Source organism: Nocardioides sp. NPDC101246, from assembly GCF_044767415.1.
In the GTDB taxonomy this organism is placed as follows: domain Bacteria; phylum Actinomycetota; class Actinomycetes; order Propionibacteriales; family Nocardioidaceae; genus Nocardioides.
Window position 1 is genome coordinate 253,966 of sequence record NZ_JBIWNX010000008.1, and the last position, 20,818, is coordinate 274,783.

Consider the following 20,818-nt stretch of genomic DNA (forward strand, 5'->3'; position numbering starts at 1 on the left):
CGTGGTGGGCGTGAGTCTGCTGCGCCGGCCCCGGACCCTCGAGTCGATCCTGTCGGGCCTTCTGGTCGTGGCGGTCACCGCCGAGCACCTCTACATGAGCGACGCCGGCCACCCGCAGTGGTCGGGCTGGTCGGCGCTGCTGGGAGTCCTCGGGGTCACCGTCGCGATGTGGGTCCGGCAGAGGCGTCCTGCCGTCGCGATGGCACTCGTGTGCGCGCTGGTCGGCGGCACGGTGGTGGCCAACGACGGCTGGATCCTGATCAGCTACGTCGCGTTCGCCGCGCTGACGAGCTTCCTCGTCGGCAGATGGGCCGACCAGGTGTGGCCCTCGGCGGTCGTGACGGGCGTGGCCGTGGTGACGCTGACGGTGCTGGACGCCGTCGTCAACGGCGGCGGGGTGCAGGTCGCGATGGCCGGCAACATGATCATCTTCATGGCGCTGCCGTGGCTCAGCGGCCGCTACCTACGTCAGGTCGCCCGCAGCCATTCGACCGAGATCGAGCAGGCCCAGCTCACCGAGCGTGCCCGGATCGCCCAGGAGATGCACGACTCGCTGGGCCACGAGCTCAGCCTGATCGCGCTGCGCGCCGGTGCGCTCGAGGTGGCGCCGGGGCTCACCGAGGCCCACCAGCAGGCAGCCGGCGACATCCGCGCGGCCGCAGCCGGGGCCACCGAGCGGCTCGGCGAGATCGTCGGCGTCCTCCGTCCCGCCACCGAACAGGCGCCGCTGACCCCCGCCGCGGCCGGGATCGATGGCCTGGTCGAGCGCGCGCGTCAGTCGGGGATGGACGTACGCCTCGTGGGCTCGCTCGACGAGTGCCCCGGATCCACGCCGGTGCGGGACGCGGCCGCCCACCGCATCGTGCAGGAGGCGCTCACCAACGCCGCCCGGCACGCTCCGGGGTCGTCGGTGACGGTCTCGGTGGAGCGGGAACCAGAAGGCGTACGTCTCTCGGTGAGCAACGGCCGCGCGACCCTTCCACCGCAAGCGGGGACGACGACCGGGCTGGGCCTGGCCGGGCTCGAGGAGGCGGCGCGCGCCGCCGGGGGCACGCTGCGCCACGGCCCGAGCGCGGGCGGAGGCTTCGAGGTGGTCGCCGACCTGCCCGTACGCAGCGACCGGCGTGAGGCGGTGCTGTGATCCGGGTGCTGCTGGCCGATGACGAGGCGATGGTGCGGGCCGGCGTACGCGCGATCCTGGAGACCGACGAGACGATCGAGGTGGTCGCCGAGGCCGCCGACGGGCGAGAGGCGGTCGAGGCGGCCCAGCGCCACCGGCCCGACGTCGCGCTGCTCGACGTCAGGATGCCGCGGATGGACGGTCTGGCGGCGGGGGCGGAGATCGCCCGGACCGCCCCGGAGACCGCGCGGGTCATGCTGACCACCTTCTCCGAGGACGCCTACATCGCCCGGGCCCTCGGCGACGGGGCGAGCGGGTTCCTGCTGAAGTCCGGCGATCCCCGCGAGCTGCTCGCGGGCGTGCACGCGGTCGCCGACGGCGCCGCCTTCCTCTCCCCACGGGTCGCCCAGCGCGTGATCGCCGAGCTCGGCACCGGGGCCGGTGACCGGATGTCGCGGGCCGCGGACGCGCGGGCCAAGGTCGCCGCTCTCACCGACCGCGAGCGCGACGTGATGGCGCTGGTCGCCGCCGGGCTCTCAAACGCCGAGATCGGTCGCCGTCTCCACCTCGTGGAGGGGACCGTGAAGGCCTATCTGAGCAGCGCCTTCGGTCGTCTCGGCGTACGCAACCGGGTGCAGGCAGCGATCCTCGCCCACGAGGCCGGGCTCGTGAGCGAGGACCGCTAGGAGGCGCAGGCCTCAGGCGTCGCGGCGGCGGAACACCAAGGAGCCCGCCAGGAGCGTGGCCACGGACCAGGCGGCGACGAGCCCGAGCCCGCCGTTGCGGCCGTAGGGGAGTCCGTCGGAGAGCCCGAACAGGGTCGCGATCCCGATGCCGAGGTATTCCGTGCCCGCCGTCCCCGGGAGGTAGTAGGACACGTCGGTCATCAGGTCCATCCCGCTCATCATCAGCACCATCGGCAGCAGGAACAGCAGCAGGAACGCCACGACCAGCGCCCCGGCGGTGCTGCGCAGACCGACCGCGAGCCCGATGGCCAGCGCGACGACCACGCCCAGGTAGACGCTGATCCTGCCGGCCACCGCGGCCACCGAGGAGACGTCGAAGACGCCGTAGTCACCCGCCGTCAGGTAGCCGAGCCCGGCGCCCAGGACAGCGAGGAACGCGCCCGAGACCAGCGCGACGACCTCCACGACGACCAGCTTCGCGACCAGCACCCGGCCGCGTCGGGGCTCGCACTGCAGCGTCGTACGCATGCTGCCGGAGGCGTACTCCGAGGTCACCGTCAGCAGCGCCAGCGCGATCAGTGCGAACTGGGTGAACAGCAGCCCCGCGGTGGCGACCTCCTCGACGTGGAGCAGCTGGTCGGCGTGGGACAGGTTCGGGTTGGGCTCGGCGGCGTCGAAGCCCAGCGGGACCGAGTAGAGCGCCATCAGCGCGGCCGCGCCGATCAGGCACCACCAGGTCGAGCGGACCGACCAGAGCTTGGTCCATTCGGACGAGATCGCGGCCAGGAACGGGCTCAGCATCAGGCCACCTCCCCGGCGTACTCGACCGACCCTGCGGTCAGGCGGAAGTACGCCTCCTCCAGCGAGGAGTGCCCGGCGACGAACGATCTCAGCGGGGCGTCCGCGAGCAGCCGCCCGCGTCCGAGCACGACCAGATGGTCGGCGGTCTGCTGCATCTCGCTCATCAGATGGCTGGAGACGAGGACCGTACGCCCCTCCGCGGCGAGCGACCTCAGCAGCTTCCGGATCCACACCACCCCGTCGGGATCGAGCCCGTTGACCGGCTCGTCGAAGAGCATCACCCGCGGGTCGCCCAGCAGCACGCCCGCGATCCCGAGCCGCTGGCTCATCCCGAGCGAGAGGCTGCCCGCCCGCCGCCGGGCGACCCCGGCCAGACCGACGCGCTCGAGCACCTCGTCGACCCGGGCCACCGGGATCGAGTTGCTCCGCGCCATCGCCACCAGATGCGTACGCACCCGGCGACCGGGGTGCACCGCCTTGGCGTCCAGCAGCGCACCGACCTCGCGCAGGGGACGCCGCAGCGAGACGTACGGACGGCCGTCGATCGTGGCGGTTCCCGACGTCGGCCGGTCCAGGCCGAGGATCATCCGCATGGTCGTGGACTTCCCGGCGCCGTTGGGGCCGAGGAAGCCGGTCACCCGGCCCGGTTCTATCCGCAGGGTGAGGTCGTCGACCGCGGTGGTCGCGCCGTATCTCTTGGTCAGGTGGTCCAGTTCGATCATGCCTCGAACCTAAGGACGTACGCGGCCGGGCACAGTGGACGAAAAGCAGACGTCCCTACCGACGAAGGTCAGTAGGGACGGCCGTGGCTGCTCCGAGGATCAGCCGGTGACGCTCTTCGGCAGGCCGGTCGGCGTGCAGAGGTCGGCCGGGATGTCGTCGACCGTGTCCTCCTTGATGTGACCGAACATCGTCAGCGCGCGTTCCCGGTCCCACTGGGTGCTCATGCCCACGATCGGGACACCGCAGGTCATCGCGGAGCCGCCGGCGAGAGCCTTGAAGGCCCAGGCGAACTTCGCGCCGCCGATGACACTCATGCCCTTGCCGACCTTGAGACCCTCGGCGCCCTTGCCCATCTCGGCGAGCTTGAACGGGTTGAGCACGGTGGCCGGGTTGGTCATCTTCTTCCCGATGCCGGAGATGACCTCGGTCTGGTTGACGCCTCGCGCCAGGTCTCCGGTGCTCTCCACGTGACGGGAGCGCGCGTAGGCCAGAGCGGTCGCGCCGTTGGCCTCCTGGCAGCCCTTCTTGATGTCCAGCCCGGCCAGCTTGTCCTTCATGTCCTGCTTCGGGCAGATCTCGACGCCGCCGACGCCGTCGACCAGCCGGGCGAGACCACCCATGCCGATCTCGACGTAGCCGTCGATGCGTACGCCGGTGTTCTGCTCGATCGTCTGGGTCAACAGCTCAGGACCGCCGTAGGCGAACGCGGCGTTGATCTTGGTGTTGCCGTGACCGGGGATGTCCACCGGGGAGTCCCGCGGGATGGTGACCACGATGGTCTTGCCGGCACCGGTGTGCAGCAGCTTGATCGTGTCGGTCCGGCTCCCGGCCGCATCGCCGGTGTGCAGCTTCTTCTTCTCCTCGGCGGTCAGACCCTCACGCGAGTCGCTGGCCACGATGAGGTACGTCGTCCCCGGCTGGTCCGCGGGCCGCTCACCCGCGGTCGGCTCGTAGGGGACCTTGTCGACCTTGTTCCAGGCGCTGATGCCGATCCAGGCCACCGCGCCGACCAGGATCAGGATCGGGATCATCACGATCGCGACGAACTTGCGGAAAGGGTGGCGCTTCTTGGGCCTGGGCTGGCGGCCCCCGCGACCGCCGCCGTAGCCGTCGCCCGGACCCCCATAGCCGCCGTTGCCACCGTTGCCGCCGTACTCGCTCGGCTGGCTCCAGTCCTGGTTGTAGCCCTGGTCGTAACCCTGGTTCCCATACCCGCCCTGTTGGCCAGGGGTCGGCGCGATCTGCCCCGGCTGGGGCAGCGGCCGGTCATAGCCGCCGCGCGGCGGCGCCGGGGGCGGCGAACCGCCCGGCGGGCGCCGGACGGTGGGCATGACGTTGGTGGGCTCGGGGCCCGAAGGCTGAGCAGGCTGGCCGTTGCCGTACGCCCAGCCATACTGCTGTGACCGGGGATCGTTGGGGCTGCCAGGGTTGCGGGGGTTTGGCATGCGCTCAAACGTACCGTGCCAGGCCGCTAAAGTTAGTCGGCGCGTCGCACCGCTGTGTTACCAGTGTGACTGGTGATACTGGCGGTGCAAACTCTTCTCCCGAGGGACCCGAGATGGCTGAGCAGAACTACCGGCCCCAGCGTACGGCCGCCGAGCGCGCCTCCCGCGTGCGGTTCCGTCGCGCCATGGCGCTGCTGCTGATCACGCTGCTCCTGCCGGGTTCCGCCCAGCTCGTCGCAGGCAACCGCCGCGTCGGCCGGATCGCGATCTGGACCGTAATCGGTCTCGCGGTCACCGCCGGGCTGGTCTTCGGGATCTCCCTGCTGTGGCACGGCCTGATCTTCCGGCTCGGCACGACGCCGTGGCTGCTGGGGCTCTTCCGCATCGCGCTCATCGCCGGCGCCATCGCCTGGGCCGGGCTCTTCATCGACGCCTGGCGCCTGGGCCGCCCGCTCGAGCTCGACCTCAAGCAGCGCCGCATCGTGGTCGCGATCAACGGCGCGCTGGCCTTCTCCGTGGCCGCGACCCTGATCTTCGGCGCCCACCTGGTCGGTGTCCACAAGGGCATGGTCGAGGCGATCTTCGCCGGTGCCGAGGCCGCCGAGGCCCACAACGGCCGTTTCAACGTCCTGCTCGCCGGTGCCGACTCCGACGGCGGCAAGACCCGCTGGGGTCTGCGTCCCGACTCGCTCACGGTCGCGTCCATCGACGCTGTCACGGGCCGCACCGTCCTCATCGGCCTGCCCCGCAACATGCAGAACTTCACCTTTGACGACGGATCCCCGATGGACGAGGAGTTCCCGCGCGGCTTCGACTGCGACGGCTGCTACCTCAACGGCGTGAGCACCTGGGCCGAGGACCACAAGGAGCTGTACAAGGGCGAGGACCACCCCGGCATGGCCGCCACCGTCGACGCTGTCGAGGGCATCACCGACCTGCAGATCAGCTACTACGCGATCGTCGACCTCAACGGGTTCCAGGAGATCGTGGACGCCATCGGGGGAGTCACCCTGAACGTACGCCAGCCGATCCCGGTCGGCCTCCCCTCCGACAAGTTCTACACCCACATCCAGCCCGGCACGAAGAAGCTCGACGGCTGGGAGACCCTCTGGTACGCCCGGGCCCGCCACGACTCCGACGACTACTCCCGGATGGCCCGCCAGAAGTGCGTCCTGAACGCGATCCTGCAGCAGACCAGCCCCGCCGACGTCGTACGCCACTACCAGGACGTCGCGAAGGCGACCGGCTCCACCATCACCACGACGGTCCCGCCGAGCGAGATCGAGCGGTTCTCGACGCTGGCGCTGAAGGCGAAGTCGCAGAAGATCTCGACACTCTCGCTGGTGCCTCCGCTGGTCAACACCGCCGACCCGAACATGTCCAAGATCCATGCGGAGGTCCGCAAGGCGGTGAAGAAGGCCACCCCGAAGAAGGAGGAGGCCTTCAAGTCGCCCGGCACCGGCGAGGACGGCGAGACCAAGGCGCCCGCCACCGAGAAGCCGAAGGCCACCGGCGACTCCGACAAGGGTGGTCCGGTCACCGGTGGCTCCCTGGGCTCTCGCAACAAGGGTTACCAGGCCAACGAGACCGACGACCTCGCCTCAGCGTGTTGAACAACGGGTTAAGGGCAGGTCACACCGACTCGCTGATTCCCGGGATACACCGCGGTCGCGGCTAGTCTGGATCCGTGCCAGGGAGCAATCGTGTCGCCGCGGTCGTGGTGACCTACAACCGTCTCGAGCTGCTGCAGCGACTGCTGGAGCGGCTCGACGTGGTCGACGGCCTCGACGAGGTGATCGTCATCGACAACGCCTCCACCGACGGTACGTCGCAGTGGCTCGCAGAGCTCGACGGTGCCATCGAGCCGGGACAGCGCCAGGTGCCGGTGGTCGCCCGCACCCTGGAGCGCAACAGCGGCGGCGCCGGCGGCTTCCACGACGGCCTCGAGACGGCGATCGAGCGTGGCGCCGACCTGGTCTGGCTGATGGACGACGACGGCCTGCCCGACACCGACTGCCTGGCGCTGCTGCTCAAGCAGACCGACCTCGACTTCTGGGGGCCGCTCGTCGTCGACGAGGGCGACCCCGGCCGCCTGGTCTTCCCGATCCGGCTCCCGGGCCGCTCCAAGGTCGTGCACCAGCTCTCCGATGTCGAGGCGGCCGCCACCGACGGCCTGATCAAGGACATCGTGATCCCGTTCAACGGGGTCCTGGTGACCCGCGACCTGGTGGAGCGGATCGGCTACCCCCGGGCGGAATACTTCATCTGGGGCGACGACCACGAATACCGTCTCCGGGCCGAGAAGGCCGGGGCGCGGATCGCGACCGTCGTCGGCGCCCAGGTGCGCCACCCCTCCGTCGGTGATCTCGGCACCCCGATGGCGTGGGGGAGGGCGACGTACAACCACACGCCGAGCGACCTGAAGCACTACTGCATGGCGCGCAACAACCTGCTCAACCTGCGCGACTACCGAGGGTGGCCCTTCGCTTTGGCTTTCGTGGCGAAGACTCTATGGTTCTACCTGCTCACCAAGCCGCAGCCGCGCCGGATCTGGCTGTCGATGCAGGCGTGGTGGGCCGCTATCCGGGGGGACTTCAGTGGACACGAGAGGTTCCTTCGTTGAGCACCACCCGTGAGACGGTCGCGATCGTCGTCGTCACCTACAACCGCGCCGACATGCTGCGTGGGCTGCTCGACGGGCTCACCAAGCTCGACCAGCCCGCCGACGCGGTGATCGTCGTCAACAACGCCTCCACCGACCACACCGCGCAGGTGCTCGCCGAGGCGATCACGCCCAACCTGCAGGTCATCGACAGCCCGGAGAACCTCGGTGGCGCCGGTGGCTTCCACCTCGGCACCAAGGCCGCGGTCGAGCAGGGCTGGGACCGGCTCTACCTGATCGATGACGACGTCGTCCCGGCCCACGACTGCCTCGAGGTGCTGCTCGCCCAGGACGAGGACTGCCTCTTCTCCGTGCGCGAGGACAAGAACGGCAAGCTGATCGAGCTGGCCGCGCTGAAGTTCGACCTGCGCAACCCGCTCGCGATCAAGCCCAAGACCGCCGCCGTCATGGACACCTACCCGACCCGCGACGCCATGCCGGAGCGCGTTCCGGTGGAGAACGTCGCCTTCGAGGGCTTCATGATCCGCCGCACCGTCCTGGAGGAGATCGGGCTCCCCGATCCGACCTACTTCATCTTCTACGACGACGTGGATCTCGCGATCCGCGCCCGCCGCGCCGGCCGCACCATCTGGGCCGTACGCGACGCGGTGCTCGTGCGACAGCTCGACTTCAGCCAGCAGCACGACCTGGCCGGCTGGAAGGGCTTCTACATGTACCGCAACCTCTTCGTCGTCCACTTCCGCTACGGCGAGAACGTCCTGGTACGTCTCAAACCGTGGCTCATCACCGCGGCTGTGGTTCTCCTCAGCCCGTTGCGAGGCGGCAAGCATGAAGCCGTCAACGTGATCAAGGCCCTGCGCGCCGCGCGGGGCATGCGTACCGTCCCCACCTCCTCCTGACCGACCCCTTACCCACAGAGACCTAGACTGAGCGATCGTGTCCTTCCCTGAAACCACTCCTGACCTCGTCGTCGTCGGCTCCGGCCTCTTCGGCCTCACCATCGCCGAGCGCGCTGCCACCGAGCTGGACAAGAAGGTGCTCATCATCGAGCGCCGCCCGCACATCGGTGGAAACGCCTACTCCGAGTTCGACGAGGAGACCGGCATCGAGGTCCACAAGTACGGCACCCACCTCTTCCACACCTCCAACGAGAAGGTGTGGGACTACGTGCGGAAGTTCACCGAGTTCACCGACTACAAGCACAAGGTGTTCGGGAAGTACAAGGGGCAGGTCTACTCCCTGCCCATGAACCTCGCGCTGATCAACTCCTTCTTCGGGAAGTCGCACACTCCCGACGAGGCCCGCGCGCTGATCGCGGAGCAGGCCTCCGAGTTCAACACCGAGGACGCCAAGAACCTCGAGGAGAAGGCGATCTCGCTGATCGGCCGCCCGCTCTACGAGGCGTTCATCAAGGGCTACACCGCCAAGCAGTGGGAGAAGGACCCGACGGAGCTGTCGCCCGACATCATCACGCGCCTCCCGGTCCGCTACACCTTCGACAACCGTTACTTCAACGACAAGTACGAGGGTCTCCCGGTCGACGGCTACACCGCGTGGCTGCAGCGGATGGCCGACCACCCCAACATCGAGGTCGAGCTCGACACCGACTTCTTCACCGTGGTCGACGACTACAAGGGCAAGGTCCCGATCGTCTACACCGGCCCGGTCGACGAGTACTTCGACTTCTCCGCCGGCAAGCTCTCCTGGCGCACCGTGGACCTCGAGTCCGAGATCCTCGACGTGGACGACTACCAGGGCACCGGCGTGGTCAACGCCAACGACCCCGAGGTCCCCTTCACCCGTGAGCTGGAGTTCAAGCACCTCCACCCGGAGCGGGCCGACCGCTACAAGCCCGGCAAGACGATCGTGGTCAAGGAGTACAGCCGCTTCGCCCAGGAGGGTGACGAGCCGTACTACCCGATCAACACCGCCGACAACCGCGAGAAGATCCTGGTCTACCGCGACCTGGCCAAGAAGGAGCCGATGGTGCTCTTCGGCGGCCGACTCGGCACCTACAAGTACCTGGACATGCACATGGCGATCGCGTCCGCGCTCACCATGTTCGAGAACAAGCTCCGTCCCCACTTCGAGGACGGCACCCCGCTCACCTCCGGAGGCGTTGACGAATGAGCGTGACCCGACTGCTCCAGCGGCAGATCCTGCCCCTGGACCGTGACTCCGACGTACTCCCGCTCTACGTCGACAACCAGGCTGCCATCCTCGACGCCGACAAGTACGAGGTCGGCTCCGACAAGACGGCTCAGGCGCTGAACAACGCCCAGATCCGTCAGTCGATCAACGACGGCACCCAGATCCACCCCGACCAGATCGAGTCGCGTACGGCGCTGCGGATCCTGAAGAGCGAGCGGCTCTCGCTCGGCACCTACTTCAACGCGTTCCCGGCCAGCTACTGGCGCCGGCACACCGTGGTCGACAGCGTGAAGCTGACCGTCGCGCTGCAGGGTCGCGGCGCGAGCGTCATCGTCTACAAGTCGATGGCCAACGGCCGCTCGCAGCGCGTCGACGCAGCCGACACCGGCACCAACCCCGAGGGCACCTTCACCTTCGACCTGCCGCTGAAGCCGTTCGTCGACGGTGGCTGGTACTGGTACGACGTCGTCGCCTCCGACGAGGACGCCGTCATCACCTCGGCCGAGTGGACCGCGGAGGTCCCCGACGACCGTGCCGAGCACGGCACCGTCGACATCTGCGTCACCACGATGAACAAGCCCGACTTCTGCGCCAAGCTGCTCGCGCAGATGGGCGAGGACGAGCAGCTGCGCCCCTACCTCGACACCGTCTTCGTGATGGAGCAGGGCACCAAGAAGGTCGCCGACGACGTCGAGTTCCCGGCGGCCGAGAAGGCCCTGGGCGACCTGCTGCACATCATCGAGCAGGGCAACCTGGGCGGCTCCGGCGGCTACGCGCGTGGTCAGCTCGAGTCGCTGCGCAAGGGCACCGCGACGTACGCCCTGATGATGGACGACGACGTCGTCTGCGAGCCCGAGGGCATCATCCGCGCGGTCACCTTCGGTGACCTCGCCAAGCGACCGACCATCGTCGGCGGCCACATGTTCTCGCTCTACGCCAAGTCCCGCCTGCACTCCTACGGCGAGATCGTCCAGCCGTGGCGGTTCTGGTGGCAGTCGGCTCCCGGCGTCTACGGCGACTGGGACTTCGGCGCCCGCAACCTGCGCTCGACCCGCTGGCTGCACAAGCGCGTCGACGTGGACTTCAACGGCTGGTTCATGTGCCTGATCCCGCGCAAGGTGATCGAGGAGATCGGGCTCTCGCTGCCGGTCTTCATCAAGTGGGACGACTCCGAGTACGGCCTGCGCGCCAAGGCGGCCGGCTTCCCGACAGTGTCCTTCCCGGGTGCGGCCGTGTGGCACGTCCCGTGGACCGACAAGAACGACGCCCTCGACTGGCAGTCCTACTTCCACCAGCGCAACCGCTTCGTGGCCGCGCTGCTGCACTCGATCTACGACGACGGCGGCCGGATGGTCACCGAGTCGTTCTCCCACCAGGTCAAGCACCTGGTCTCGATGCAGTACTCGACGGTCCTGCTGCGCCACCAGGCGCTGCTCGACGTCCTCGCCGGCCCCGAGAAGCTGCACGAGACCCTCGCGACCCAGCTTCCCGCCGTACGCGAGATGGTCAAGGACTACTCGGACGCTCAGCTCAAGGCCGACCGTGAAGACTTCCCGCCCGTGCGCCGCCACAAGCCGCCGCGCAAGGGCAAGGAGGACACCGAGGTCCCGACCAACCGCGAGGTCAAGCTGGCCGCGCTCAAGGCGCCGATCCGGCAGATCATGAAGCCGCGCAAGCTCTCCACGGAGTTCCCCGAGGCCGAGCTCGCCGCGATGGACAACCAGTGGTACCGGATCACCAAGTACGACAGCGCCATCGTGTCGATGAACGACCAGCAGGGCGCTGCCTTCTACCGCCGCGACAAGAAGCTCTTCAACCAGATGCTGAAGGACACCGTCAAGGTGCACCGCCGGCTCAAGCGCCAGTGGCCGAAGCTGGCCGAGGAGTACCGCTCCAAGCTCGGCGACTTCACCTCGCCCGAGGCCTGGGAGAAGACCTTCGAGCCGTGGTCCGCCGCTGAGGAGAAGGGGACCGATGGCAACCGGAGTTGATGAACGCCCCGTACGGATCGTCGACGCTCCGCTGGCACCCCCGGCGGAGAACCTCGGTCTGCTCTCGGTCTTCAAGCGCCGCTACCTCCTCAAGCTGCTCGTGCAGCGGGAGATCAGCGGTCGCTATTCCAACTCGATCCTCGGCGTCTTCTGGTCCTACATCAACCCGTTGACGCAGTTCTGCGTCTACTGGATCTTCATGGGCAAGATCATGGGCGCCGACAAGGGGATGGACAACTACCCGGTCCACCTGTTCGCCGGGCTCGTCATCGTCCACTTCTTCACCGAGACCTTCGGGGCAGGGACCCGCTCCCTGCTCGGCAACAAGGGACTGCTGAAGAAGATGGCGATGCCGAAGGAGATGTTCCCGGTCGCCTCGATGCTGGTCTCGCTCTACCACCTGGTGCCGGCGACCCTGATCCTGGTGGTCGTCTGCCTGTTCAGCGGTTGGACGCCGACCTGGGAGACGGTTCCCTCGCTCCTGCTCGCGCTCGGCATCGTGATGGCGCTGGGCACGGCACTGGCGCTGGTCTTCAGCCTCGCCAACGTCTTCTTCCGGGACTTCGGCAGCGCGGTCAACATCCTCACCAACTACATCCGGTTCGGCGTACCGATGATGTACCCGTTCTCGATGATCGAGAGCGCGCTGGGGGACAAGGCCTGGATCTATCTGCTCAACCCGATCGCGGACGCCGTGCTGCTCTTCCAGCAGGCCTTCTGGGTCGGGGTGACCCCGAATCCCGAGCAGACGGCCGCCGAGCACCTGCCCGAGAATCTGTGGATGTGGGGTCTGGGCGCGTTCGGTGTCTCCCTGGTTCTGCTGGTGATCGCCCAGCTGATCTTCAGCAAGCACGAGAACAAGATTCCGGAGCGCCTGACATGACAGCCGACTCGATCGTGGTGGACGGAGTCACCAAGAACTTCACGCTCCGCTACCACCGCAGCATCAAGGACATCACCGTCGCCAAGATGAAGGGACGGGCAGTCTCCAACACCTTCAAGGCGCTGGACGACGTCACCTTCACGATCAAGCAGGGCGAGTCGGTCGGCCTGATGGGCCTCAACGGCTCGGGCAAGTCGACCCTGCTGAAGCTGATCAGCGGTGTGATGCGCCCCGACCAGGGTGCCGTGAAGACGCGTGGCCAGATCGCCGGCCTGATCGCGACCGGTGCGGGCTTCCACCCGCAGCTTTCCGGGCGCGAGAACATCTTCCTCAACGCGGCGATCTACGGGCTCTCCGCCGAGGAGACGGCCGCGATCTACGACGACGTGGTGAACTTCGCCGAGCTCGGCGACCACCTCAACTCCCCGGTCGGCAACTACTCCTCGGGGCAGTACTCGCGCCTGGGGTTCTCGGTCGCAGTCCACATCGACTCCGACATCTTCCTCGCCGACGAGGTTCTCGCCGTCGGTGACAAGCCCTTCAAGAAGAAGTGCATGGAGAAGATGGAGGAGATCCGCGACAGCGGCCGCACCGTGGTCTACGTCAGCCACGCCGCCGGCTCGGTCAAGCGGATGTGCGACCGCGTCATCTGCCTGGAGAAGGGCCGCCTGGTCTTCGACGGTGACGTCGATGAGGGCATCGAGTACCTCCACTACGGTGAGGACGACGCCAAGGGATCGGCCAAGCTCAGGCAGCTCGAGGCCGCCGACAGCGCTCTTGGCGCGGAGGTCTGAGGCGAGTTCGGGGTGAGAGCCTGCGGGGAATTACAGATCTGTAGTTCCCCGCAGGCTCTTCCCAACCTCTGTGGCTGATGTGAAAGATGTTCCCTGGTGTTACGGAACCAGGGGGGTCCATACGTGCTTTCGCAGGCCGGAGAAGAGCAGTCGAATGACGTCGAGCGCGCTCGGTCGCGCTATGTCGCCTCGACCCAGCAGCTGCTCGTGCTCGGGTTCGTCCTGGCCGCGCTGGTCCCGGCGAGCACCGTCGTCGACCTGAAGGTGGTCCGGCCCGGCGAGGTTCCCGTCTCCGGGAGCCAGGTGGCGGCGCCGTCGGCGGCGCAGGTGCCCGCGGTCCCGGTCGACGCCCACCTCGAGGAGATCTCGCTGACCGCACCGTCCGCGCGCCGCGTGCCCGGACGGATCACCGCTGAGGCCACGAAGGCCGCCTCTCGGGGCGACGCGGTGACCGTCACCAGCCTCCCGCAGCCGGTGGACGGCTTCGGGACGGTCGGACTCACCTGGGCGCCCGATGCGGTCGTTCCGGAGGATGCGGTCGGGGCTGACGTACGCACTCTGGAGGACGGGACGTGGAGCGCCTGGCAGGCGCTGGACGTCCACCTCGACGACCATGCTCCTGACCCGAGCTCCACGGAGGCCGCCGGGTCGAGGCCGGGCACCATGGAGGCGATCGTCGGCGAGGTCGACCAGGTGCAGACCCGGCTGCGGCTGACCGGTGCCCAGGTGCCGGCCGATCTCAGGCTGGCGGTGATCACGCCCGGCGAGGCGGACGCGAGCCGCAGCGAGTCACCCGAGATCGAGACCGGTGCCGATGACGCACCGGAGCCGGCCGAGGGCGCGGAGGGCGCCACGAGTGCCGAGGAGGGGGAGGCGGCGACGCTGTCGGCGGGCGCCTACACCGCCAAGCCCAGCATCTACAGCCGTCGCCAGTGGGGCGCCGACGAGAGCGTGCGCGAGGCCGGACCGCCCGACTACCACGAGGTCCGCGGCGGCTTCGTGCACCACACCGTCAACACGAACTCCTACACGAAGGCGCAGGTGCCGGGGATCATCCGGAGCATCTACACCTACCACGTGAAGAGCCGGGGCTGGCGCGACATCGGCTACAACTTCCTGCTCGACAAGTTCGGCCGGATCTGGGAGGGGCGCTATGGCGGCGTCGACCGCCCCGTCGTGGGTGCCCACACCTCGGGCTACAACAGCTACAGCTTCGGCGCCTCGGCGATCGGCAACTTCGACAACGCCGCGCCCCCGACCGCGCTGGTCAACGCCTTCGGATCGCTGTTCGCGTGGAAGCTGTCGCTGCACGGTGTCCGCGGCAACAAGGGATCCACCAAGATCGGTGACCGCACCTTCTCGCACGCGATCATGGGTCATCGCGACGCCGGCTCCACCGCGTGCCCCGGCCGCTACCTCTACGCCAAGCTGAGCACGATCCGCTCGCAGGCGGGCTCGAAGCAGGCGAGCTGGTCGGCGCGCGAGCTGCAGTCGCAGATCAGCGGCCGCGGCTACCCGGACCTGGTCGCCCGGCGGTCCAGCGATCGGCGCATCGTCGTGCTCCGTACCGACGGCAACGCCCGCTTCGGTACGCCGCGGGCGACCAACCTGATCGGCGGCACCTCGGCCACCTTGATGAACGCCGGTGACTGGGACCGCGACGGCGACGGCGACATCCTGATCCGCCACACCGACGGCACGATCCGGGTCAACCGTGGCAACGGGACCGAGACGTTCGCCACCGGCGTCATCATCGGGCGCAACTTCCAGTCCATCTCGGTCATCGACGTGGTCAGCGACATCACCGGTGACGGCTGGCCCGACATCGTGGGCAAGCACCCCAACGGCGAGATCCGGGTCTGGCCCGGCCGCGGCACCAGCTCACTGGGGGCTTCCTACCGGATGCGCAGCGCGGTGAGCGGCTCGACCCAGGTCATCGGAGCCGGCCGTTTCTACAACGACGACGGCTCGCCGGAAGCGATCTTCAGGACCGCCAGCAAGCTGCTGATCTTCCGCACCAACGGCCCCGGTGGCCTGACCACCTACTCCGACCCCGGGATCGACGCCAGCGCCTTCGACTTCATCCTCGCGACCAAGGACCTGCGCGGTGCCTCCACCGGCGGCGACCTGCTGTTGCGTCGCAAGTCCGACGGGATGTGGTTCGCCTACGAGCACAACCAGAGCGGCGGCTGGGACCGGAAGACCCAGATGGGCGTCGTACGCGGCTACGACCAGTTCGGCTGAGCGCGCTCGGCCTCCGCGAGGGCGGCGAGGCGATCGTCGGTCGCGTTGGTCGCCAGCACCAGTGAGCCGCCACCGGCGAGCAGGGCGGCCAGGAGCTCGGCGCCGGCAGGGGAGGCCGAGGGGACGGGGGAGAGCAGCCGATCGGCCCTCCCGCCACCGAACAGGTCGGCGTGGCTGGTCTCGACGCCGGCCCACGAGGTGGCGGTGTCCTCCGCGGCCGGCGGGTCGAAGGGGGTGAAGGCGTCCGGCTGCCCCCAGACCTCGATGCCGACGTCGTGCACGCCCTGGGGGAGCGGGTCGGCGAAACGTACGCCGAACGGCAGTAGCGAGCACGCCAGGGTCGGCCGCTTCCCGGCGCCGTCCGCCCAGGCGGGCAGGGTCTCGGGACCGCACACGACGGCGTCGGGGCTCTCGGAGTCGGTCACCACGAGTCCGGTGTTCCAGGCGGCGCCGAGGAACACGCTGGCCAGCCAGTGGGTGGGCAGGTCGATCCGGATGCTGTCCCCGCGCTCGAGGCCATGCTCGTCGAGGAGGAGGCCGGACGCCTTGGCCACCCAGTTGGCGTACGTGGTGGTCGAGAGCTCCTGGCGCTCGCCGCTGGCCTCGTCGTAGAAGGTCACGAACGGGGTGCCCGGGGCGGTCCGCAGGGCTCGGGCGAGGGTCTCGGGGAAGCTGGTCACACACAGACCCTAAGGTGTGCCGCATGACGTTCTGGGCAGTGATCCCCGCTGGTGGTGCCGGCACCCGGCTGTGGCCGCTCTCGCGGTCCTCGGAGCCGAAGTTCCTGCGCGACCTCACCGGCCACGGACGTACCCTCCTGCAGGAGACCTACGACCGCCTCGAGCCCGTCTCCGACGGCATCATGGTGGTGACCGGCGCGGTCCACGAGCGGGCCGTGTGCGAGCAGCTGCCCGAGGTGCCGCACGACGCGATCCTGGCCGAGCCGAGCGGGCGCGACTCGATGGCCGCTATCGGCCTGGCCGCGGCCTTCCTGGAGCGGCGCGACCCGGAGGCCGTGATGGGCTCCTTCGCGGCCGACCACGTGATCCGCAACATCGACAACTTCCACGAGACCGTACGCAGCGCCGCGGCCATCGCCGCGGACGGCTGGCTGGTCACGATCGGGATCTCGCCGACCTTCGCCTCGACCGCGTTCGGCTACATCGCCGAGGGCAAGCCGCTGGACGGTCACCCGGGGGCCTACCTGGTCGACGAGTTCGTCGAGAAGCCGTCGGCCGAGGTCGCCGCCGGGTATCTCGCGACCGGCCGCTACCGCTGGAACGCCGGGATGTTCGTCGTGCGTCCCACCGTCCTCCTCGACCTGCTCGCGGAGTCGGACCCCGGTTTCACCGACCGGCTGCGGGCCATCGCCGCGGAGCCGTCACGGCTCGAGGAGCTGTGGGAGACGCTCCCGAAGATCGCGGTCGACCACGCGGTCGCCGAGCCCGCTGCCGCCGCGGGCAAGGTCGCCACGGTGCCCGCCGACCTCGGCTGGGACGACATCGGCGACTTCGACTCGCTGGCGACGCTGCTCCAGGCCGCCACCACCGCCTCGCCCGAGGGCCCCACGATCCTCGGTGACGATTCGCTCGTCCACGCCCTCGACTCCACCGGTCTGGTCGTGCCCCACTCGGGCCGCATGATCGCCCTCATCGGCCTCGAGGACATCGTCGTCGTCGACACCGACGACGCCGTCCTGGTCACCACCCGCACCCATGCCCAGCAGGTCAAGAAGATCGTCGCCGCCCTCAACGACTCCGACCGCACAGACCTCACTTAGCGCTGGTCGAGCCGCCGGAGCCGCTAGGCGGAGGCGTGCTCGACCGGCGGAATGAGACGGCCGTCTCCCCGAAGGGAGACGGCCGTGTCATACGTCCTGAGGGCAGGTCTCACATGGCCTGGGCCTCGGGGCTGTCGGTGTAGGGGTACTTCTCCATGAAGTCCTTGATCGCCACGCCGGAGACACCCTCGCAGTACTGGAAGACGCCCTTCTGGGTGGACGCCTCGGTCGGGTTGGCGGCGTCGGCGTACCAGTGGGTCATGGCGATGTGGGTGCCCGAGGGGAACTCGGTCTTCTTGTCGCCGGCGACCGCGGTCTCCTTGGCGTCGGCAGCGGTCCACGGGGCCGCGATGAACTTGTAGCGGAAGTTGGAGGTGCCGGAGAACTTCTGGCCGATGGCCCGGAGCTCGTCCAGCTCGTCCTCGGAGACGGTGTCGTCGTACCACACGATCGTGTAGCCGTGCTCGAGGTTGTGCACCAGCGCCTCGAGGTCGGGGCGGTCGTCGGCGGTGTAGAACTTGCGCGACATGTCGGCAGGCGCGACGTTGGCCTCGTTCCAGTGCGGACCGAAGGCCGGGGGAGCAGTGGTGTAGGTCTGCTCGGTGCCGGTGGCGATGTGGTTCTGGTTGCCGTCGGCGGCCATCTCGGTCACCTTCTGGCAGCCGGCGGCCTTGGCGCTCTTGCCGATGTCCTGCAGCGCGACGTCGTTGAACTCCCTGTCCTTGAAGAAGCCCGTGACCGGGCCCCAGGCAGCGGCACCCACGATCACGAGGGCGATGACGACGCAGACACCGACGATCGCCGCACCACGGACGCGCTCTGCGCGGCCCTGCTTCTTGCGGATGTCGTTGATGACCGCCTTGCGGTCTTTGTTGAGCGACTTGTTGGCCACTGTTCGGCGTACCTCGGGTCTTTTGTCGGGACGCGCAGATTCTAGGTGGTCAGTGGTAGCAGAAGGGAAGTTGCCCCGTGATTCTTCTCCTCGCGCTCGCACCGCCAGCCGTGGGCGAAGGCCAGCGCGGCCATCACCGCGGGGTCGGCTCCGGCCACCCGAAGCCCGTCCTGGTGCGGGACGGGGGCGGTCCCGGTCACCTCCGCGACGGCCGCGGAGAGCTCCTCGACGCTCGCCGGCGCACCGAACGGAGCCTGGTCCTCGGCGGCACCCTTCAGAGCGCGTACGACGGCCTCCCGGGCCCCGAAGCCGAAGAAGTCCGAACCCTCGGGGCGGATGAGCGCGTTCGCCCCCGGTCCGTCGTCACCGGGCTCGCGGACGAGGTCCGCCCGGCCGCGCAGGACCGCGAACGGCCGCGCGCCCAGCTTGCCCTGGGAGATCTCGGCCGCCGACGCGATCTCGTCGACGACGGCGGGGGCGGTGACGACGAGATCGTTGCCGTAGGCGTCGACCTGGCCGGCGAAGCTCTCCAGCACCTCGAGACCGGCGGCGCCGATGGCGATGTCGGTCTGCCCGTCGCGCCAGGCGCGTCCGGCGGTGTCGGTGATGATCACCCCGACGTTCGCGCCGGTTCGGTCGCGGAGCGTGGCGCGCAGGGCCCGCGCGGAGGCGTCGGGGTCCAGCGGGAGCAGCACGATGTGGCCGGCCTCGACGTTGGAGGCGTCGATCCCGGCAGCGGCCATGGTCAGCCCCAGGCGGCTGCGCACGATCTGGGTCGGCCCGCGTCGGGCCACCACCCGCGTCGTCTCGCCGGGGAGCGCGTCGTCCCGGTTGCCCTCCCGCACCTGACCCTCGGCCTTGGAGACGACCTTCGAGGTGACCACGACGATGTCCCCGTCGGCCAGTGGGGACTCCAGGCCGGAGTCGAGTGCAGTGAGGAGCAGGGCGGCGAGGTCGTCGCCCTTACGCACCTCGGGTACGCCGTCAGGGGCGGTGACGGTGATGCCCAGCCCGCTCATCGGCCTGTTCGTGGGCCGCGTCATCGGTTGACCAGCTCGACCGCGGCGGCGGCGATGTCGGCAGTCGCGTCCTCGGAGGACATCCACAGCGGGACGGCCGCCGCCTTCAGTCCCGACTCGGTGAGCGCGGGCACCGCGGCGGCGTCCGCGGTGTCGACGAGCCAGGCGTCGAGGACCCCGCCCGCGCCTCGCGTCCCATAATGCAGACCGACTCCGGCGGCGGTCGCGTCGACGCCGATGGCGGCGAGCATCTGCTCCGCCATGCCGCGTACGTGATGACCGCTGATGATCGGCGAGATCCCCACCACAGGGGCCGAGGTGGCGACCAGGCCCTCCCGGATCCCGGGTACGCCGAGGATGGTCCCGATCGAGACCACCGGGTTGGACGGGGGCACGATCACGAGGTCGGAATTCAGCAACGCGTCCATCACCCCGGGTCCGGGTTTCGACTCGTCCTGCCCCACGAAGATCAATTTCTCGACAGGAACGCCGGCCCGGAGACGTACCCAGTATTCCTGGAAGTGAACGACTGAGAGTCCACTGGGTGAATTCTCGTCCTTGATCGCCACATGGGTCTCGACGCGGTCGTCGGTCATCGGCAGCAGCTGCACACGGTCGTCCCATACAGGCTTCAGCCAGCGTTCGCACAACGCGGCGGTGACCTGCGACAACGAGAACCCGGCCTCGAGCATCTGGGTGCGTACGAGATGGGTGGCGATGTCTCGGTCGCCGAGCCCGAACCAGGTCCCGGGCACCCCGTAGGCCTCGAGCTCGTCCTTGATCGACCAGGTCTCGGCCTTGCGGCCCCAGCCGCGCTCGTGGTCGAATCCGTTGCCAAGGGTGTACATCACCGTGTCGAGGTCGGGACAGACCTTGACGCCGTGCATCCACAGATCGTCGGCGGTATTGGCGATCACGGTGACCCGGGCATCTTCCCTAATGCCTGGAACACGGCCGGCAGAGATGCCGTGGAGGAGCCCGGAGATGAACTTCGAGCCGCCATGGCCGCCGGAGAGAACGGTGATGTCACGCATGGCCCTAGCCTCTCAGACGGGGCCAGCAACCCTGCTCCAGCCGGTGCTTAAAGCCGGTGCTAATGCCGCCCTAGCAGATTTGAGGGTTGACTTGTGGCACCGACAGGCATGTAATTTCATCAGTGTGATTCGAAATTGAACCGGGGACCGACAACTGTGGACACAGTGCTTGGATATCTCGGGAAAATTTCGTCAGGGAACTGCATCAAAGTGACGGCCCAGGTCGTAACAAGAGGCAGTTCCCGCAAAAAACGGGGGGATCGGTTACCTGCCGATGGCGTGAGGTGACTGGCCCGAGACGGGGTCACGGTCCCAAAAACAAGCTGAATAGGGTCGAAAGGTCGGAAAGACGATGAGAGAGCTGTTTCTCCTCGAGCCGGACACCGACGAAGGGGGCTGGCAGGAGCGCGCCCTGTGCGCGCAGACGGATCCGGAGGCGTTCTTCCCTGAGAAGGGTGGATCGACTCGGGAGGCCAAGAAGGTCTGCCAGACCTGCGAGGTGCGCCAGGACTGCCTTGAGTCTGCTCTGGGCAACGACGAGCGCTTCGGAATCTGGGGTGGACTCTCCGAGCGGGAGCGCCGCAAGCTGAAGAAGCGCGCTGTCTGAGATTCACTGACAGTCGCAACCAAGC

The 20,818-nt window shown here is 68.6% G+C and carries 18 protein-coding genes and 1 pseudogene; 12 read left to right on the forward strand and 7 right to left on the reverse strand.

The features are described from left to right. Positions 1–10: 10 nt before the first annotated feature. Entirely contained in the window at positions 11–1,141 is a 1,131-nt protein-coding gene (locus tag ACIRON_RS17165; RefSeq protein ID WP_402993673.1) for a sensor histidine kinase, read from the forward strand. After that, positions 1,138–1,806, forward strand: a complete 669-nt coding sequence (locus ACIRON_RS17170; RefSeq protein ID WP_402993675.1) for a response regulator — start codon at positions 1,138–1,140, stop codon at positions 1,804–1,806. Before ACIRON_RS17165 ends, ACIRON_RS17170 begins: the two co-directional genes overlap by 4 nt. 12 nt (positions 1,807–1,818) lie before the next feature. On the opposite strand, the gene ACIRON_RS17175 is transcribed toward ACIRON_RS17170, so the two are convergent. The 3 genes and pseudogenes from ACIRON_RS17175 to ACIRON_RS17185 form a co-directional block, all read right to left on the reverse strand. Continuing rightward, the gene (locus tag ACIRON_RS17175; protein ID WP_402993677.1) at positions 1,819–2,607 is read right to left on the reverse strand and encodes an ABC transporter permease subunit; all 789 of its coding nucleotides are present in this window, start codon (positions 2,605–2,607) and stop codon (positions 1,819–1,821) included. A gap of 65 nt (positions 2,608–2,672) precedes the next feature. After that, positions 2,673–3,329: pseudogene (locus ACIRON_RS17180) on the reverse strand (ABC transporter ATP-binding protein); the annotation flags it as partial. Between the two features lie 99 nt (positions 3,330–3,428). Then, positions 3,429–4,775, reverse strand: a complete 1,347-nt coding sequence (locus tag ACIRON_RS17185) for an LCP family protein (RefSeq protein WP_402993679.1) — start codon at positions 4,773–4,775, stop codon at positions 3,429–3,431. 113 nt (positions 4,776–4,888) lie between these two features. On the opposite strand from ACIRON_RS17185, the gene ACIRON_RS17190 reads away from it, so the two are divergent. The 8 genes from ACIRON_RS17190 to ACIRON_RS17225 all read left to right on the forward strand — a co-directional run bounded on the left by ACIRON_RS17190 (position 4,889) and on the right by ACIRON_RS17225 (position 15,461). After that, positions 4,889–6,388: an LCP family protein gene (locus tag ACIRON_RS17190; RefSeq protein ID WP_402993681.1), complete on the forward strand. Its 1,500-nt coding sequence runs from the start codon at positions 4,889–4,891 to the stop codon at positions 6,386–6,388. 74 nt (positions 6,389–6,462) lie between these two features. After that, a complete protein-coding gene (locus tag ACIRON_RS17195; RefSeq protein WP_402993683.1) occupies positions 6,463–7,398 on the forward strand; it encodes a glycosyltransferase family 2 protein in 936 nt (311 codons plus the stop codon). Then, positions 7,395–8,297, forward strand: coding sequence for a glycosyltransferase (locus ACIRON_RS17200; RefSeq protein WP_091052699.1), 903 nt, complete (start codon positions 7,395–7,397; stop codon positions 8,295–8,297). Before ACIRON_RS17195 ends, ACIRON_RS17200 begins: the two co-directional genes overlap by 4 nt. A gap of 37 nt (positions 8,298–8,334) precedes the next feature. Continuing rightward, on the forward strand, positions 8,335–9,528 hold the full coding sequence (gene glf / locus ACIRON_RS17205; protein WP_402993686.1) for a UDP-galactopyranose mutase: 1,194 nt from the start codon (positions 8,335–8,337) through the stop codon (positions 9,526–9,528). Continuing rightward, the gene (locus ACIRON_RS17210) at positions 9,525–11,540 is read left to right on the forward strand and encodes a glycosyltransferase (protein WP_402993688.1); all 2,016 of its coding nucleotides are present in this window, start codon (positions 9,525–9,527) and stop codon (positions 11,538–11,540) included. The genes glf and ACIRON_RS17210 overlap by 4 nt, the downstream gene beginning before the upstream one ends. Continuing rightward, entirely contained in the window at positions 11,524–12,423 is a 900-nt protein-coding gene (locus ACIRON_RS17215; protein ID WP_402993690.1) for an ABC transporter permease, read from the forward strand. The genes ACIRON_RS17210 and ACIRON_RS17215 overlap by 17 nt, the downstream gene beginning before the upstream one ends. An 86-nt stretch (positions 12,424–12,509) precedes the next feature. After that, the gene (locus tag ACIRON_RS17220; RefSeq protein WP_402993764.1) at positions 12,510–13,217 is read left to right on the forward strand and encodes an ABC transporter ATP-binding protein; all 708 of its coding nucleotides are present in this window, start codon (positions 12,510–12,512) and stop codon (positions 13,215–13,217) included. Positions 13,218–13,340: 123 nt separating this feature from the next. Beyond that, the gene (locus tag ACIRON_RS17225) at positions 13,341–15,461 is read left to right on the forward strand and encodes an N-acetylmuramoyl-L-alanine amidase (protein WP_402993692.1); all 2,121 of its coding nucleotides are present in this window, start codon (positions 13,341–13,343) and stop codon (positions 15,459–15,461) included. Here ACIRON_RS17225 and ACIRON_RS17230 read toward each other — a convergent pair. Next, entirely contained in the window at positions 15,443–16,141 is a 699-nt protein-coding gene (locus ACIRON_RS17230; protein ID WP_402993694.1) for a TIGR03089 family protein, read from the reverse strand. The genes ACIRON_RS17225 and ACIRON_RS17230 overlap by 19 nt on opposite strands. Positions 16,142–16,164: 23 nt before the next feature. Between ACIRON_RS17230 and ACIRON_RS17235 the strand changes: the two genes are divergently transcribed. Further along, entirely contained in the window at positions 16,165–17,241 is a 1,077-nt protein-coding gene (locus tag ACIRON_RS17235; protein ID WP_402993696.1) for a mannose-1-phosphate guanylyltransferase, read from the forward strand. A gap of 109 nt (positions 17,242–17,350) precedes the next feature. Here ACIRON_RS17235 and ACIRON_RS17240 read toward each other — a convergent pair whose 3' ends face one another. The 3 genes from ACIRON_RS17240 to cofD are packed head-to-tail and all read right to left on the reverse strand — an operon-like array spanning position 17,351 to position 20,186. Beyond that, on the reverse strand, positions 17,351–18,133 hold the full coding sequence (locus tag ACIRON_RS17240; protein WP_402993697.1) for a DUF3105 domain-containing protein: 783 nt from the start codon (positions 18,131–18,133) through the stop codon (positions 17,351–17,353). Positions 18,134–18,174: 41 nt separating this feature from the next. After that, the gene (locus tag ACIRON_RS17245) at positions 18,175–19,152 is read right to left on the reverse strand and encodes a coenzyme F420-0:L-glutamate ligase (protein WP_402993699.1); all 978 of its coding nucleotides are present in this window, start codon (positions 19,150–19,152) and stop codon (positions 18,175–18,177) included. 20 nt (positions 19,153–19,172) lie between these two features. Continuing rightward, complete coding sequence (gene cofD, locus ACIRON_RS17250; RefSeq protein WP_402993701.1) at positions 19,173–20,186, reverse strand: 2-phospho-L-lactate transferase; 1,014 nt, start codon at positions 20,184–20,186, stop codon at positions 19,173–19,175. 352 nt (positions 20,187–20,538) lie between these two features. On the opposite strand from cofD, the gene ACIRON_RS17255 reads away from it, so the two are divergent. Continuing rightward, positions 20,539–20,793, forward strand: a complete 255-nt coding sequence (locus tag ACIRON_RS17255) for a WhiB family transcriptional regulator (RefSeq protein ID WP_008361238.1) — start codon at positions 20,539–20,541, stop codon at positions 20,791–20,793. Positions 20,794–20,818: the final 25 nt, after the last annotated feature.